Source organism: Bradyrhizobium sp. 18BD (assembly GCF_054185225.1).
This window is the reverse complement of sequence record NZ_JAVAYL010000021.1, coordinates 124,741-140,205: the sequence shown is the minus strand read 5'-3', so window position 1 is coordinate 140,205 and position 15,465 is coordinate 124,741. Positions and strand designations below refer to the sequence as shown.

The 15,465-nt window shown below is 64.4% G+C and carries 15 protein-coding genes; 5 read left to right on the top strand and 10 right to left on the bottom strand.

What is annotated here, in order from left to right:
* Positions 1 to 9 precede the first annotated feature (9 nt).
* On the bottom strand, positions 10 to 819 hold the full coding sequence (locus RAD16_RS31900) for a L,D-transpeptidase (protein WP_458161789.1): 810 nt from the start codon (positions 817 to 819) through the stop codon (positions 10 to 12).
* A gap of 207 nt (positions 820 to 1,026) precedes the next feature.
* Here RAD16_RS31900 and RAD16_RS31895 point away from each other — a divergent pair, with 207 nt between their 5' ends.
* The 3 genes from RAD16_RS31895 to RAD16_RS31885 all read left to right on the top strand — a co-directional run bounded on the left by RAD16_RS31895 (position 1,027) and on the right by RAD16_RS31885 (position 3,138).
* Positions 1,027 to 2,139: an AI-2E family transporter gene (locus RAD16_RS31895; RefSeq protein ID WP_458161788.1), complete on the top strand. Its 1,113-nt coding sequence runs from the start codon at positions 1,027 to 1,029 to the stop codon at positions 2,137 to 2,139.
* Between the two features lie 79 nt (positions 2,140 to 2,218).
* Complete coding sequence (locus tag RAD16_RS31890) at positions 2,219 to 2,590, top strand: DUF883 family protein (RefSeq protein ID WP_458161787.1); 372 nt, start codon at positions 2,219 to 2,221, stop codon at positions 2,588 to 2,590.
* Between the two features lie 92 nt (positions 2,591 to 2,682).
* Positions 2,683 to 3,138 (top strand): hypothetical protein, encoded by a 456-nt coding sequence (locus RAD16_RS31885; protein ID WP_458161785.1) that lies wholly within the window; start codon positions 2,683 to 2,685, stop codon positions 3,136 to 3,138.
* A gap of 9 nt (positions 3,139 to 3,147) precedes the next feature.
* Here RAD16_RS31885 and RAD16_RS31880 read toward each other — a convergent pair whose 3' ends face one another.
* Genes RAD16_RS31880 through RAD16_RS31870 form a run of 3 tightly spaced genes read right to left on the bottom strand, consistent with a single transcriptional unit; the run spans position 3,148 to position 6,868 of the window.
* On the bottom strand, positions 3,148 to 3,330 hold the full coding sequence (locus RAD16_RS31880) for a hypothetical protein (RefSeq protein WP_458161784.1): 183 nt from the start codon (positions 3,328 to 3,330) through the stop codon (positions 3,148 to 3,150).
* Entirely contained in the window at positions 3,327 to 4,541 is a 1,215-nt protein-coding gene (locus tag RAD16_RS31875) for a PepSY-associated TM helix domain-containing protein (protein WP_458161782.1), read from the bottom strand. Before RAD16_RS31875 ends, RAD16_RS31880 begins: the two co-directional genes overlap by 4 nt.
* A gap of 5 nt (positions 4,542 to 4,546) precedes the next feature.
* Positions 4,547 to 6,868 carry a TonB-dependent siderophore receptor gene (locus RAD16_RS31870; RefSeq protein ID WP_458161781.1) on the bottom strand — a complete coding sequence of 774 codons (2,322 nt, stop codon included), beginning with the start codon at positions 6,866 to 6,868 and terminating at the stop codon, positions 4,547 to 4,549.
* A 418-nt stretch (positions 6,869 to 7,286) separates the two neighbouring features.
* Between RAD16_RS31870 and RAD16_RS31865 the strand changes: the two genes are divergently transcribed.
* Together RAD16_RS31865 and RAD16_RS31860 are read left to right on the top strand one after the other, a co-directional pair.
* Positions 7,287 to 8,429 carry an OpgC domain-containing protein gene (locus RAD16_RS31865; protein WP_458161780.1) on the top strand — a complete coding sequence of 381 codons (1,143 nt, stop codon included), beginning with the start codon at positions 7,287 to 7,289 and terminating at the stop codon, positions 8,427 to 8,429.
* Positions 8,430 to 8,508: 79 nt separating this feature from the next.
* Positions 8,509 to 9,138, top strand: a complete 630-nt coding sequence (locus tag RAD16_RS31860) for a TetR/AcrR family transcriptional regulator (protein ID WP_458161779.1) — start codon at positions 8,509 to 8,511, stop codon at positions 9,136 to 9,138.
* A gap of 97 nt (positions 9,139 to 9,235) precedes the next feature.
* On the opposite strand, the gene RAD16_RS31855 is transcribed toward RAD16_RS31860, so the two are convergent.
* The 6 genes from RAD16_RS31855 to ureC all read right to left on the bottom strand — a co-directional run bounded on the left by RAD16_RS31855 (position 9,236) and on the right by ureC (position 15,429).
* Positions 9,236 to 10,897 (bottom strand): CHASE domain-containing protein, encoded by a 1,662-nt coding sequence (locus RAD16_RS31855; protein ID WP_458161778.1) that lies wholly within the window; start codon positions 10,895 to 10,897, stop codon positions 9,236 to 9,238.
* A 325-nt stretch (positions 10,898 to 11,222) separates the two neighbouring features.
* A complete protein-coding gene (ureG, locus tag RAD16_RS31850) occupies positions 11,223 to 11,846 on the bottom strand; it encodes an urease accessory protein UreG (protein WP_458161777.1) in 624 nt (207 codons plus the stop codon).
* A gap of 39 nt (positions 11,847 to 11,885) precedes the next feature.
* Entirely contained in the window at positions 11,886 to 12,614 is a 729-nt protein-coding gene (locus RAD16_RS31845) for an urease accessory protein UreF (RefSeq protein ID WP_458161825.1), read from the bottom strand.
* The gene (ureE, locus tag RAD16_RS31840; RefSeq protein WP_458161776.1) at positions 12,595 to 13,251 is read right to left on the bottom strand and encodes an urease accessory protein UreE; all 657 of its coding nucleotides are present in this window, start codon (positions 13,249 to 13,251) and stop codon (positions 12,595 to 12,597) included. Before ureE ends, RAD16_RS31845 begins: the two co-directional genes overlap by 20 nt.
* Before the next feature lie 13 nt (positions 13,252 to 13,264).
* Positions 13,265 to 13,564, bottom strand: coding sequence for a putative quinol monooxygenase (locus RAD16_RS31835; RefSeq protein WP_027573733.1), 300 nt, complete (start codon positions 13,562 to 13,564; stop codon positions 13,265 to 13,267).
* Positions 13,565 to 13,713: 149 nt separating this feature from the next.
* Positions 13,714 to 15,429, bottom strand: coding sequence for an urease subunit alpha (ureC, locus tag RAD16_RS31830; RefSeq protein ID WP_458161775.1), 1,716 nt, complete (start codon positions 15,427 to 15,429; stop codon positions 13,714 to 13,716).
* Positions 15,430 to 15,465 lie beyond the last annotated feature (36 nt).

Here is a 15,465-nt window from a genome sequence, read left to right as displayed (position 1 = left end):
CAACTTCGTCTAGTTCACGGCCGACGCCGGGATGTTCAACGCCTGCCGTCCGGTCGGCAGCGTCGTCACCGCAGGGCGCTTGCGCACGGGATCGCCGCCCTTCGCCATCAGCGGCGCGTTCTTCGGCAGCACCACGACCCTGGTGCCGACACTGACGCGGCTGAAGAGATCGCTGACGTCTTCATTGGTCAGGCGAATACAGCCGGACGAGACGAACTTGCCGATGGTGGTGGGATCGTTGGTGCCGTGGATGCGGTATTGGCTGGTGCCCAGATACATCGCGCGGGCGCCGAGCGGATTGCCGGGACCGCCCGCGACGAAGCGCGGCAGATAAGGCTGGCGCGCGATCATCTCTGCCGGCGGATGCCAGTCCGGCCACTCCGCCTTGCGGCTGACGCTCTGCACGCCCGACCAGGTAAAGCCCTCGCGGCCGACGCCGACGCCGTAGCGGATCGCGCGGCCATTGCCGAGCACGTAATAGAGGTAGGTGTTGCCGGTATCGATCACGATGGTGCCGGCGGGCTCGCTGCGATCGAAGCTGACGATCTGCTTGCGCAGCCGGTCGGGCAGCTGGGCGTCCTCATCGGTGGCCTGCGGTGCCTCATTCGCATAGCCTTGGTTCGAATAGCCTTGGTTCGCATAACCCGGCGAATAGGCCCGGTCTTGCGAATAAGGCTGCGGATAGGCCTGCGGCTGCATCGGCGCATAGAGGGTCTGGGCCTGCGCCGCGAACGGTACAGTCAGTAATGCTGTCGCGAAGGCACAAGCGGTGACGGCGCGCGGCGAGAAGCTGCGACGGACTGCAGAGTACATTGTCATGTGCTGCCCCGTTGGATGTGTGCATCAGGGTGATGCGGCTCCCAACAAACGCAGAGCAGCCGACTCAAGTTCCGGCGAACGATGCGGCGGCGACGTCACAGTCAAGCGAGGACGACTTCACAAAGCCGCGATGGAACCGGATCGCCCCCCGGGACGTTGTCACATCATCAATGGGCGCGCGGAGGACTTCCGTGCGGGAGAGAGATCGTGCGCGTCCTTCCCAGTGAACGTCTGATTCCCGGCAACAGCGAAGGTGATCCGCTCCCCGGCAGCCATGCCGAGCTGCCGCCAGTGATCCGCCGCACCGAATTCGTCGCCTTTGCGCTCGCGGGCCTGCTGCTGATCGCCGTGATCGCCGTGCTCTATGTCGCCAAGGCGTTCTTCCTCCCTGTCGTGATGGCCGTCGTGGCCGGCACCATGCTGTCGCCGGCCGCCTCCTTCCTCGAGCGGCAGCACGTCCCCCGCGCCCTCGGTGCCGTGCTGATCGTGATCGCAGTGACCGTCGTGGTTGCCTTCCTCGTCGCGCTGATTGCGGCACCCGCGATGGAATGGAGCTCCCGCCTGCCCGAACTCGGCGCGCAGCTGAAGGACAAGCTGCATGTCTTCGACCGCCCGCTGGCCTTGTGGAAGGAGCTGCAAACCATGATGGGCGGCTCCGAAGACCTGCCGGGCTTTCAGATCCCGAAATTCGAATGGGTGCAGCCGACGCTGGAATTCCTGTCGCCGACCTTCGCCGAATTCCTGCTGTTCTTCGCCACGCTCATCCTGTTCATCGCGAGCTGGCGCGACCTCCGGCGCGCGCTGATCATGACGTTCGGCGACCGCGATGCGCGGCTGCGCACGCTGCGGATCCTCAACGAGATCGAGGTCCATCTCGGCAACTATCTGCTGACGGTGACCGTCATCAATATCGGCGTCGGCGTCGCAACCGGCATCGTCTGCGCACTCACCGGCATGCCCAACCCGGCCGGGCTCGGCGCGCTCGCGGCCGCGCTCAACTTCATCCCGATCATCGGGCCGGTGGCGATGTTCGCCGTCCTGATTGCGGTGGGGCTCGTCGCCTTCCCGACCCTCGGCGGCGGCCTGATGGCCGGGCTCGCCTTTGGCGGCATCACCTTCCTGGAAGGGCACTTCGTCACGCCGATGATCATCGGCCGGAGACTGGCGCTGAATGCGCTCGCCGTCTTCATCGCGCTGGCCTTCTGGACCTGGCTGTGGGGCCCGATGGGCGCGTTCCTGTCGTCGCCGCTGCTGATCGTGGGGCTGATCCTGAAGGAGCATCTGATGCCGGAGAATTCGCCGCAGCTGCCGCAGGAGTGACCGGCTCCGTACAGACGGAACTTACCCGACGAGGAAACGTTTTCCGGCTATCTCAGCCGCCAACAATTCGGAGCCCCAGATGTCATCGAGTCAAGCCGAAGCCGGGATGAGAGACTGGACCGACCAAGCCACCCGAGAACGCCTCGAGAAGGATGTAGCAGCCGTGAAAAGCGATATCGCCGCCCTCACCGAACAGATCACCGACGCGCTCAACACTTTCGCCAACTCCAGCAGCAAGCAAGCCAGACGCGGCTATCGCCAGGCGCGCGACAACATGGATTCCGCGATCGACGACATGTCGGAGCGCGGTAGCGCGATGATGGGCGCCGCGCAGGACGCCTACGGCTCGATCGAGGAAACGCTTGAGGACGCGATCACGCAGCGGCCGCTCGCGACCCTCGGGCTCGCGCTCGGCATCGGCTTCCTGATCGGCGCCGCCTGGCGCCGGTAAGGCAGCGACGCTGACAGTGAGACGGCGGCGCGGTGGTGCCGCCGCCATTGGCTTGTGACGATACGGCTTGTGGGGAATTGAGGAGCAAGACCATGTTTCAGCGCATCATCGACGGCATCAGTGCGTCGACCGGCACCACGGTCCGGCTGACTTCGCTCGCCGCCGGCGCTGCATTCGCGCTCTTCATCACGACATGCTTCTTATGCGCCGCCGCGTTCATCTCGGTCTTGCAAACCTATGGTCCGGTGCAGGCCTGCCTCGCGGGTGCCGGCGTTTTCTTTCTGCTGACCCTCACCGCGGCGGTGAGCTATTGGGCCTACAAGCGGCAACTGCGCAAGGAGGCCCAGATCGCGGCCGAACGCGCCGCGAAGTCGGCGGCCGCGAGCATGCTCGCCGACCCCATGCTGATTGCGACGGGCCTTCAGATCGTTCGCGCCATCGGCATCAAGCGGCTGTTGCCGATCCTCGCCATCGGCGGCGTCGCCCTCGGAATCATGGCGAGCCGCGCGGGTGTTCCCGACGAGGCATCGGCTGAGCCGGCCGAGTAACGGCGATGATCAGTTCCGGCCGCGGGTGATGCAGATCGCGGCCACCGCCAGCGGGATGGTCAGCGCGATCCACGACAACGGGAGCCATACTCCCGTCTGACCGATCAGGGCGGCCAGCAGTCCGAATACGCTCAGAACGGCGAGCAGCGCCGGCCAGCGCCAGATCACGCCAATCGAACGGTGCGCACTCATTCTGCCGCTCCCGGCGACGGCAGTGGCACGGTCGCGGCGGACCGCTGTTGCCTCTTCGCGGCCCGCGGCCGCGCAAGCCAGAGATATAGTCCGCTGCCGAGCACGACAATCGTCACGAGGTCGAGCACCACCCAGATGACCTTCAGTGGCATGCCGCCGTAATCGCCGAAATGCAGCGGACGCGACAGCTCCAGCGCGCGCAGATACCAGGGCATGGTGACCGCGGACACCAGCGCGCCGCTTCTGGCATCGACCAGCACCGGGCTGAACAGGCGCGAGGTCAGCGGCTCCTTGCCCTTGGTCCAGACCACGTAGTGAAACGGCGATCCGAACGGCGAGCCCGGGTAGACCACGCTGGTCGTGATCATATCGGGGAATGCGGCTTTCACCGTGTCATAGGCGGCCTGCGGCGAGGACAGCTCAGAGGTCTGCGGCACCGGCTTGCCCTGCAGCGGCGCCAGCATCGCGCGCACGTCGGTCTGCTGCCATAGCGCGAACAGGGGCGTCGAGAGCTCGTTGATCACGCCGGTGGCGCCGACCACAAGCGCCCAGCCGAGCGTGACCACGCCGAGCAGATTGTGCAGATCGAGCCATTTCAGCCGCCGCGACCGGGCCGCGCGCACGGTGCCGAAATCCAGCTTGCGCATGAAGGGCCCGTAAATCGCGATACCGGAGACGATGGCCGCGACGAACAGCAGCGCCATCGCACCGAGAAACAGCTCGCCGGGAAGACCCGCGAACAGGTCGCGGTGCAGGGAAAGCATCAATTGCAGGAAGGTGAGGCCGTCCTCGCCGAACGGCTTGGTCTGCTTCAGCACGTCGCCGGTGTGGGCATCGAACCGGATCGAATGCAGCGACTTGCGGTTGGCCCTGAACGCCTCCCAGGAGCTCGCCATGAACACCATGATCTTGGGCTCGTCGTCGTCGACGAACACCGAGAGGATGATCTCGCCGGGATACAGCTTCCGGCTGGCCTCGACCACCCGGTCGAGACTGACATTGGGCGTGCCCTCCGCCACCTGCGCATAGGGCAAGGCGTCGTCGAGCAGGCCGTCAATCTCGTCGCGCAGCACCAGCGGCAGGCCGGTGACGCAGATCAGCAGCAGGAACAGCGTGCAGATCAGGCTCGACCATTTGTGCACGAAATGCCAGCGCCGCAGTGCTCGCTTGCGCTCATACACACGTTCGTTGAAAGCCGATTGCACGCTCATTCTCGTCACCATTTATAGCGCAGCGTCGCTATCACATTGCGGCGCAGGCCGTAATAACAGCCGATGTCCTGGCAGAGCGTGACGTAGGTCTTGTCGAAGATGTTGGTGGCGTTGATCTGTGCCGAATAGCCCTTGAACATCGGCCCCAGCGCCGAGAAATCATAATGGAGCGAGGCATCGAACAGCGTCACCGCCGGGACGTAGAACGTGTTGGCCGTCGTCCCCAGCGTCTCACCGATATAGCGGACGCCGCCGGAGAGGCCAAAGCCGTCGAGCGGACCGCCGTGGAAGGTGTAGTCGGCCCAGGCCGCTGCGGAATTCATCGGCATGGCGACTGGATGCTTTCCGAGCTGTGCCGGGGTGTTGCTCCGTGTCACGACGTTGTCGAGATAGGTGTAGGAGGCGAGCACAGTCAGCTCACGGCTGATCTCGGTCTTGGCCTCGAGTTCGATGCCGCGCGAACGGATTTCGCCGGTCTGAACGCGCTGCCCGACGCCATGGGATGGATCGGTGTCCGGCGTCAGCACGTTCTGCTGGATCAGATTGTATGCCGCGATCGTATAGAGCGATTTGTCATTGGGCTGATACTTGATGCCCACCTCTTCCTGCTGACCGGTCGTCGGCGCGAACGGGCTGCCGGCGAATGTCGTACCGGCGGTCGGCTGGAACGACTCGGTATACTGGATGTAGGGCGCGATCCCGTTGTCGAACTTGTAGAGCAGTGCGCCGCGCTTGGTGACCGCGGTATCGGACTTCGGCGCGATCGAGGTGAGGCCGGTCGCATAGGTCAGCGATTCCGTACGGGACTGGGCGAGATCATGGCGGATGCCGAGCATCGCGACCCAGTGGTCATACTTCATCTGGTCCTGGGCATAGACGCCGAGCTGATCGAGGCTCTGGTGGACATTCGACGTGAATGGCACCGGCCCGATCGATACCCCATAGACCGGATTGAGCGCATTGATCGGGGGAACGACCGTGAGGGCGCCATTGAGTCGGTTGTCGGTGGCGTGGAGATAGTCGAGACCGGCGAGCACGGTATGCTCGAACGGGCCGGCATTGAACTTCGTCTCGACCTGGTTGTCGACGTTGATCGAGCGGATCACCTCCTGCGTCGTGAAGGCGCCGCGCGCGAGGTTGGTCGGATCGGTCTGGCTGCCGTTCGGTGAGGCCACCGCAAAATCGGTGTTGACGTCCATGTAGCGGACGTTCTGGCGGACCTTGAGATTGTTGTTGAAGCTGTGCTCGAGCTGGTAGCCGACCATGCCGAGCGTGCGGTCGGTCTTGTCGAAACTCGGCTCGCCGGAATAGAAGCTCGTCGGGATGAAGCTGCCCTTGTAGGGCGTGATGGTGCCGATGCCATTCGGCGGCAATTGATTGTAGAAGCCGGCCTTGGGGTCGCGCTGATAGGTGCCCAGCACCGTCAACGTGGTGTTGTTGTCGGGGCGCCAGGTCAGCGACGGCGCGATCGAGATGCGCTGATATTCGACGTGATCGACCTGGCTGTTGACGTCGAAGCCTGACGCGGTGAAGCGGTAGAGAAACTCCTTGTTCTTGTCGACCGGACCCGAGAGGTCTACGCCCGCCTGCGCGCGGCCATAGCTGCCAGTGGACACGAACATCTCGTGGTAGGGCTCGAGCGTCGGACGCTTGGAGACGAGATCGACGATGCCGCCGGGCGATGACTGGCCGTAGAGCACCGACGCCGGCCCGTGCAGGATTTCGACGCGCTCGAGATTGAAGGGCTCGACGATCGGATAGGCGAACACGCCGAAATTCAGGAGCCGTTGCGAATCCAGGTACTGGTCGGCCAGGAAGCCCCGAATATAGACGTTATCGAAGCGCGCGTCGGCGCCGGTCGTCTCGCTGCGCACGCCGGGCGAGTAGCGCACCGCCTGCGCGATGCTCTGTGCACCCTGCGCCTGGATCTGATCCTGCGTCACGACCGAGATCGCCGCCGGCGTCTCGATCAGCGCTGTATCGGTCTTGGTACCGGTGCCGCTGCGGGTGGCCACCATGCCATCGACATGGCCGAAGGCCGATTCCTTGCGACCCGCACCGGCGCTGGCCCCGGCTGCGGCCGCCGCGGCAGCGCTGGCGGCTGAATTCGCGCGCGCGGCAGCACGCGCGCGGGCCGCAGCACGGCTGCGTGCGGAGGATGCAGCGGTACGTTTCGGAGCCGCGCTGCCCTGGACGATGACCGGGGTGAGCTCGGTAGACGATCCCGCCGTCGATGATTGCGCCGCCGCCCCGCCACACACTGCGATCAATACGACTGAGCTGACGGCGCCCACGAGCCGCCAGCGCCCCACTTCCAAAATGCCCACTACAACTTCCCCAACTTCCAACGGCTGCACGTCGGCAGCCGGAGCTAGGAGTTACCGCAGCGGTTCAATGCTGCGGGCTGGAAGCTCTCCAGACTGGAGATTTTCTATTTCTAGATTTCAGAAGCCGTGCAGCCGTCAGCAAAATGATGCAGTGCCGGCTCCCGGCAGGTGCCTGCCCGCGCAAAGGCCCGGGGGACGCCCCTCGCCGGGGGCCACCGCGACCGCGGGACAGACCGGCTTGCTTTGCAAAAGTTGCGTCGCGGGCAGAATCAACCGACGACGCGAGAAGGCATCGGCCTGGTCTGCGCAATTTTTGGCCAATCCGGCCGAATCGCCCTCTACTCACGTAAAAGCTACTCGGATAGGCAAGCCGTTGCCGGTAAAAGCATCAACCTGATTCCAAAACCTATTTTACTCAATGAAACCGTCCGTTAAGGCGAACCTCGCCGCATTTCATCACGACGCCCGGCTGTATTTGACGCTCGGCATCGCCAATTGGTCGGTGTTCGTCGATCACATCCCGAACAACGTCGTCAATTTGCTGACGCTACGGAATTTCGGCTTCAGCGGCGCCGCCGACCTCTTCGTGTTCGTGGTGGGCTATGGCGTTGCCATCATCCACGGCAGGATGGCGCTGGAGCGCGGCTACCTCGTCGCGGCGACGCGGATCTTCCGCCGGGTCTGGCGGCTCTACGCCGCCTATGTCGTGCTGTTCGTGATCTACATCGACACCATCGCCTATGTCGCCTCGCAGTCGATGGCGCCGGAGATCATCCACGAATACAACATCTCCGGCATTCTCGAGCATCCGCTGCGCATCCTGGTGCGTGGTCTCGTTCTGCAGGAGGAGCCGCTCAACCTCGACCTGCTGCAATTGATGATCCCGCTGATGGCGTTCTTTCCGTTCGCGCTGTGGGGCCTGTTGCGGCGGCCGAACGTGACGCTGGCGGCATCGGTCGCGCTGTACGTCGCGGCGCGCTGGTTCGACTGGAATTTCCGCGTCTATCCGGACCAGGACTGGACCTTCAATCCGCTGTGCTGGCAGATGCTGATGGTGCTGGGCGGCTGGTTCGCGGTCACGGGCGCACCCGGTCGCGCGCTGCACGGCATGTCGTGGCTGCGCATCCTCGCCGGCGCCTATCTCGTGTTCGCGATGGCGGTCACCCTGATGCGGCATTCGCCGGCCCTGTCGACCTATCTGCCCGACCTGCTCCTGAGCAACATCGCGCCGACCGACAAGGAGAACCTTGCGCCCTATCGCGTCGTCCACTTCCTCGCCCTCGCCTTCATCGCAACCCATCTCATTCCGGCCGATCATCCCGGCCTGAACTGGCGGCCGCTCCAGGCGGTGATCACGTGCGGCGAGGAATGGCTCGCGGTGTTCTGCATCGCGGTGTTCCTGTCCTTCGCCGGCCATCTCATCCTGATCACCAGCCCCAACCTGGTGGTGATGCAGATCGCGGTGAGCCTCGTCGGCTTCGCGGCAATGACAGGCGTTGCCTATTACATTTCCTGGTCGCGACGGCAGGACCTGCCGGCCGCGTTGCGGCAGCAGGCTTAGGCGTCGCTCGAAAGCGCCTCATCAAATAATCGTGCGATTCTGCTAGGCCGAAAGCGGCCACTACGCTATGCCGGGTGTCATGAGGAGACTGGGCGCAGCGATGGCGAAAGGCGGAAGTGAAGAGGCGGGCAACGCTCCCAGACGCGGCCGGCCAAGATCGATCGAGACCACCAACGCCATTCTCGAGAGCGCCTATGCGCTGATGGCCGCCACCGGCCTTGCCACCACCACCATCGACGCCGTCGCGCGCCATTCCAGCGTCTCCAAGATGACGATCTACAAATGGTGGCCGTCGCGCGAGGCCTTGCTGATCGACGCCTTCCTGCACCATGCGGCGCAGATGCTGCCGCTGCCGCCGGCGAGTTCCGGCAGCCCCGCCGCCCGCGCGCGCCGCCATGCCGCGGCCTATGCCGAGGCGCTGCAGGGCGAGTTCGGCAAGGTGCAGCTCGCGGTCATCTCCGAATGCATCTCCAAGACCGGCTCGGCGGAGCTGTTCTATGCACGCTATCTGCAATTCCGCCGCGACGCGCTGGTCGAGATGATCGCCGCGGGCCAGAAGGACGGCAGCGTCCTCGCCGAGGGGGCGGCTGAAGATCTCTACGATGCGATCTATGGCGGCCTGTTCTATCGCTACGTCTTCGGCATCGCGCCGATCACACCTGGCTATGCGCGCAGCCTGGTCGACCTGGTGCTGCGGCCGAAGAGCTAAAGCGCGATGAGATTGGGTTGAATCGTCATCGCGCTTTAGCTCATTGTTTGAGCATGATCTTTTCGGAAAACCGCTTCACACTTTTCCGGATCATGCTCTAGCTGCGCACGGGCCGCACCGGCGCCGAGATCTTGTCGGTGCGATCGCGCTCGGTCATGTCGACCACCGTCTCCATCGGCGCAGTCAGCTCGTAGACGTAGGAGACGTCGGTAAAATAGCGCTTGGCGGCGCCGCCGAGCGCCTCGGGCGCGACGCGGTCGAGCAGGATCAGGCCGAAATCGGAATCGGGGCGGCGCGTCGCCTCGCTGGTGTTGAACTCCTCCCAGCGGAAGTGGAAGATCTCCGCGCCCTCCTCGCCTGTCACCGTCCAGTTGGCGGTGATGTGCGGATGCTTGCCGACCAGCGACAGGCCCTCGTCGGAATGCGAGGCGAGCTCGAAGAACAGCAGCGACAGGCTTTGCGCCGCGCGCGCGCTGACCGCGATGTCAGGACCGGTGACCGCGATGCGGTCCGCATGCGGAATGGCGCGGGCCTCGAACAGGCCCTTCAGCTTGACGCCCTGCCACTGGCTCTCGCTGAGCAGCGAGACCACGTTGGACATGGCGTGGATGCGGCCGATCAGGAGCTCGCGCGCGACGTCGATGTCCGAGCCGTGACGCAGCGTGCGCGTCACGATCGACTGGATCACCGCCAGGATGTTCTTGACCCGATGGTTGAGCTCGTCGATCACCGCGGTCAGCCGGCGCTCGAAGCCGATCCGCACCTGGATCTCGCGGCTGAGCCTTAGATTGTTGTAGGCGACGTAGCCGAACAGGCCGCACACCATCGCGGTGATGGCAAAGCCGATCGCGGCGACGATGATCGCGGTCTGCTCGGCGCGGCGCGCCGAATTGGTCTTGGCGTAATAGCTGAGCTGCCAATCGCGCCCGCCGAAGCTCATGGTGCGCGTCGCCGATGGCGCCGGCCCGTCCGCCGCGGCCGTGCGGGTCGAGACCACGCCCTGGTCATTGGCGACGAGCTCACCGCCGTCCTTGCGCGGATCCTTCAACGCGACCGAGAACAACGACATGTCGTCGTTGGTCAGCATCAGCGAGGCGAGCTCATAGGAGAATGTCACGAAGCCGGCCGGCTCCGTTGCTCCCTCCGGAATCACGGGAGCCGCCACGATGACGCCGATCGGCCCGTTGCCGCGCAACAGCGGAATCGGGTCCGAGGCAATCGATCGCTTCTCGATCCGGGCGCGCGTCAGCATCGCGCTAAGCACCGGGTCCTGGTCATAGCTGCGGCCGGGCAGCGCCTTGGTTTCGTCGCTGCGCGGCTCGAGGTCCATCAGCACGTCGATCGGCCGGTTCAACGTCGCCGGGTCGATCGGCCTGTCGCTGTAGTCGCGGATCTGCGGTTTCGGGAAGCCGGCGGCCGAGATCGCGGACTGCGCCGCGGCGATCTCGTTCGGCTGGATCCGGGCGACCCAGCCGGCCACGACGAAATCGGTCTTGAAGGCGTAGATCGCCGAGCGCAGCGGCTCCAGCATGTTGGGCTTGAGCACCGACGGCGCGCGGAACAGGCCTGAGGCGACACGGGCGAGCAGCTCGCGCTCCGTCAGCCGGTCCTGCACCAGGCTTGCATGGACGTCGATCGCACGCGCCAGCGCAATCCGGTCCAGCGCCAGCTCCTGGTCGTGGACACGATAGGCCGCGAGCCCGGAGAGCAAGGCTCCGAGCAGAGCGATGAAGCCGATGATGAAACCCAGCCGGACCACGCGACTACTCAGGCGGAAGCAGGAGGTCGGCAATAAACACGGAGCATATGAACGCCGCTCGAACGGCCACGTGCCGAAATAGGGTGAACCCCAGTGGCAGAGATAATGGAGGAGGAGGCATCAGTACGCAACTTGGGTCGCCTGAAAAGCTTAATCCGCCCGGCCGATGATCTGGCCAAAATCACACGACATGACGGCTTAGCCCCGGGCACCGGAGGTAGTTAATCGCCGTGTCGGAAATTTGTTCCGCAAGGCGCGGCTCTGCCCCAAGTGTTAAGCCCAAAAACACCTGCGCCAAGTCGTCGCGTCGGACAGCCCGGCCGCCTCAGGCCGCGGGTTTCAGCCCGCCTTTGGCCTCGATGAAGCTGACGATGCGGTCGAGCCCCTCGCTCTTCTTCAGGTTGGTCATGACGAACGGGCGCTCGCCGCGCATGCGCCTGGCGTCCGTATCCATCTTTTCGAGGGATGCGCCGACATGGGGCGCAAGGTCGATCTTGTTGATGACCAGGAGGTCGGAACGGGTGATGCCGGGGCCGCCCTTGGACGGGATCTTGTCGCCGGCGGCCACATCGATCACATAGATGGTGAGGTCTGCCAGCTCCGGGGAAAAAGTGGCAGCGAGATTGTCGCCGCCGGATTCGATCAGCACGAGGTCGAGGCCGGGGAATTTCGCGCGCATGTCGGCAACCGCCGCGAGGTTCATCGAAGCGTCCTCGCGGATCGCCGTGTGCGGGCAGCCGCCGGTCTCGACACCAGCGATGCGGTCCGGCGTCAGCGAGCCGGAACGCACAAGGAATTCCGCATCCCATTTGGTATAGATGTCGTTGGTGATCGCGGCGATGTCGTAGCGCTCGCGCATGGTCTTGCAGAGGAGGTCCATCAGCGCGGTCTTGCCCGATCCAACCGGGCCGCCGACGCCGACACGCAGGGGGCCGTGAGATTTCGCCATGCTACTTGCTCTCTCTTGAACGGTTGAGGGCCGCACCGCTCACGAGCGGAACAGCCGCGTATATTGCGTCTCGTGCCGCAGGCTGGCGAGATCGGCGCGGAACGTGGCGCTGCCGAGATCGTCCAATGTCGCATTCAACGCACGGTTGGCGGTGGCGGCAACGGCAGATTCCAGCCTCACCAGCACGCGCTGGCTATCGGTCTGGCCGAGCGGAATGAGACGGCTCGCTGCGGAAATCCAGTTCGAGACCAGCGCATGCAGGAAGGCGTGCAAGGTCGGCGCCAGCGGCACGCCGTGCATCGCGGCGACGACGCCGACGGCAACGGGATAGACCAATGGCGTGCGGCATGCCGCGACCATGGCACCCAGGCCTTCCGCATCCCAGGCGGCACGGGAGATGTCGATGAAGGCGCGGCCCTGCGAGGTCGCCTCGAGCTGCCGCTCACGCGACGGCACGAAGGCCCATGCAAGTTCAGCGACATCGTTCAGGCCGGTTTCCTTGCTCGCTTCGGCCGCGCGATAGGCGTGGACCAGAAACGTCGCGTCGCAAAAGCCCGAGCCGTCGCCGAGCATGGCGTCGAGCCAGTCGGCCAGCGTCGCGATGTCGGTGATGTCGCCCGCCTCGACCGCCCATTCGATGCCGCTGGAATAGGAAAAGCCGCCGACGGGAAACGCCGGCGACAGCCAGGTCATCAGCCGGTACAGCGCCGCCGCCTCGCGCTCGGCGAGGTCGCCGGCACCGACCGGCTCATTTGTGGTCATGAGCATGCTTGTGCCCGTGGTGGTGGTCGGGATGGTCGCAATGCTCGTCGTGGTGATGATGGTGATCATGGTCATGTCCATGCGCGGCATGGTCATGATGATGGTCGTGGTGATCATGGCCATGATGGTCATGGTGGCCGTGATCGTGATGCGCGTGATCGTGATGGGCATGATCGTGATGCGCATGATCGTCGTGACCGTGCGCGTGGCCGGCATCGGCGTAAGCACCGCCTTCGGGATCGAACGGCGCCTCGATCTCGACCACACGGGCACCGAGGCCTTTCACCATGGCCTCGATGACGTGGTCGCGGCGGATGCGCAAGGCCTTGGCCATGATCTGCGTCGGCAGATGACGGTTGCCGAGATGCCAGCCGACGCGGATGAGGTGATGCGGATCGCGGCCACGGATCTCGAGCAGCGGCTCGGGCGCCGCCACCACCTCGACCAGCCGCCCGTCCTCCAGCACCAGCGCATCGCCGCCGCGCAGCGCGACGGCGTTCTCCAGGTCGAGCAGGAAATTCAGCCCCCGCGTGCCCGTCATCGCCATGCGGCGGCGGTGCCGATCGTCGAAATCGAGCACGACCGTATCCACCGGTGCTTCCGTGAAGCGGTGTTGCCCCTTGACCTGCGTCGCCCGGATCATGCGCTTTATCCTGTTACCGTGTCTCGACCTTCTCGGGCGTGATCACCTCGATCTTCGGCGGCGCCGTGAAGCACTTCACCGCGACGCGCCCGAACGTCTTCATGTGCTCCATGCCACGATGCGGCACCAGCGCCTCGGCGTTTTCCCACTGCTCGACGAACACCATCTTGCTGGGATCGGTAACGCTCTCATGCAGATCATAGGCGATATTGCCGGGTTCCTTCCGCGTCTCCTTGATGCAGGCGGTCGCGGCTGCAATGAATTCGGCGCGCGTCTCGGGCTTGATGGTCAGGGTGGCAACGACGTAGATCACGAGAAATCCTCCCGGCTTTTCTTCTCTGGGTTAGATACCGGGCGGGACATTAGACCAGGCGGGATCGAACGCAAAACCGGAAAAGCCGTCCCGAGGCATGCAATCGGGCATGCTCTTGGGACTCTTGGGACATGCGTTGAGGCTCTATTTCAGTACATGAAATAGCGCTGCGCCATCGGCAGCACCTCGGCCGGCGGGCAGGTGAGCAGCTCGCCGTCGGCGCGGACCTCATAGGTCTCCGGATCGACCTCGATATTGGGCGTGGCGTCGTTGTGGATCATGCTCTTCTTCGAGATCTTGCTGCGGGTGTTCTGGACCGCATAGAGCTTCTTCTCGATGCCGAGTTTTCGCGCGAGGCCGCCGGTGATCGCTGCCTTCGAGGTGAACACGACCGAGGAAGCCGTGCGCGCCCTGCCGAAGGCGCCGAACATCGGCTGGTAGTGCACCGGCTGCGGCGTCGGGATCGAGGCATTGGGATCGCCCATGGGGGCTGCGACGATAGTGCCGCCCTTGACGATGCAGTCCGGCTTGACGCCGAAGAAGGCCGGCGACCACAGCACGAGATCGGCGAGCTTGCCCTTCTCCACCGAGCCGATCAGTTTCGACACGCCATGCGCGATCGCGGGGTTGATGGTGTATTTCGCGATGTAGCGCTTCACGCGAAAATTGTCGTTGTCCTTGCCCCTGTCCTGCGGCAGCGACCCGCGCTGCTTCTTCATCTTGTCGGCAGTCTGCCAGGTCCGGATGATGACTTCGCCGAGACGGCCCATCGCCTGCGAATCCGAGGACATCATCGAGAGCGCGCCGAGATCGTGCAGAATGTCTTCGGCTGCGATCGTCTCCTTGCGGATGCGGCTTTCCGCGAATGCCAGGTCTTCCGCGATCGAGGGATCGAGGTGGTGGCACACCATCAGCATGTCCAAATGCTCGTCGATGGTGTTGCGCGTGAAGGGACGCGTCGGGTTGGTCGAGGACGGCAGCACGTTCTTCAGACCGGCGACCTTGATGATGTCAGGGGCATGACCGCCGCCGGCACCTTCGGTGTGGAAGGCGTGGATGGTGCGACCCTTGAACGCCTTGATCGTGTCCTCGACGAAGCCGGATTCATTCAGCGTGTCGGAATGCAGCATGACCTGAACGTCGTAATCGTCGGCCACCGACAAACAATTGTCGATCGCGGCCGGCGTCGTGCCCCAGTCCTCGTGCAGCTTCAGCGCGCAGGCGCCGCCCTTGATCATCTCGACCAGCGCGGCGGGGCGCGACGCATTGCCCTTGCCGGAAATGCCGAGATTGACCGGGAAGGCATCGAACGACTGGATCATCCGCCCCATGTGCCAGGGACCGGGCGTACAGGTCGTGGCGAAGGTGCCGTGGGATGGGCCGGTGCCGCCGCCCAGCATAGAGGTGACGCCGGCCATCAGCGCGTGCTCGATCTGCTGCGGACAGATGAAATGGATGTGGCTGTCGAAGCCGCCGGCGGTGAGGATTTTTCCTTCGCCCGCGATCACATCCGTGCCCGGGCCGATGATGATGGTGACGCCCGGCTGGATGTCGGGATTGCCCGCCTTGCCGATCGCAGAGATCATGCCGTCCTTGATGGCGACATCGGCTTTCACGATGCCCCAGTGGTCGACGATCAGCGCATTGGTGATGACGGTGTCGGCGGCGCCCTGCTTGTTGGTGACCTGCGACTGCCCCATGCCGTCGCGGATCACCTTGCCGCCGCCGAACTTCACCTCCTCGCCATAGGTGGTGAAATCCTTTTCGACCTCGATGATGAGATCGGTGTCGGCCAGCCGCACCTTGTCGCCGGTGGTCGGCCCGAACATGTCGGCATAGACGGAACGCTTTATTTTGACGGACATGCTTGAACCCCCATCATTCCAATACGTGCAGCCGCG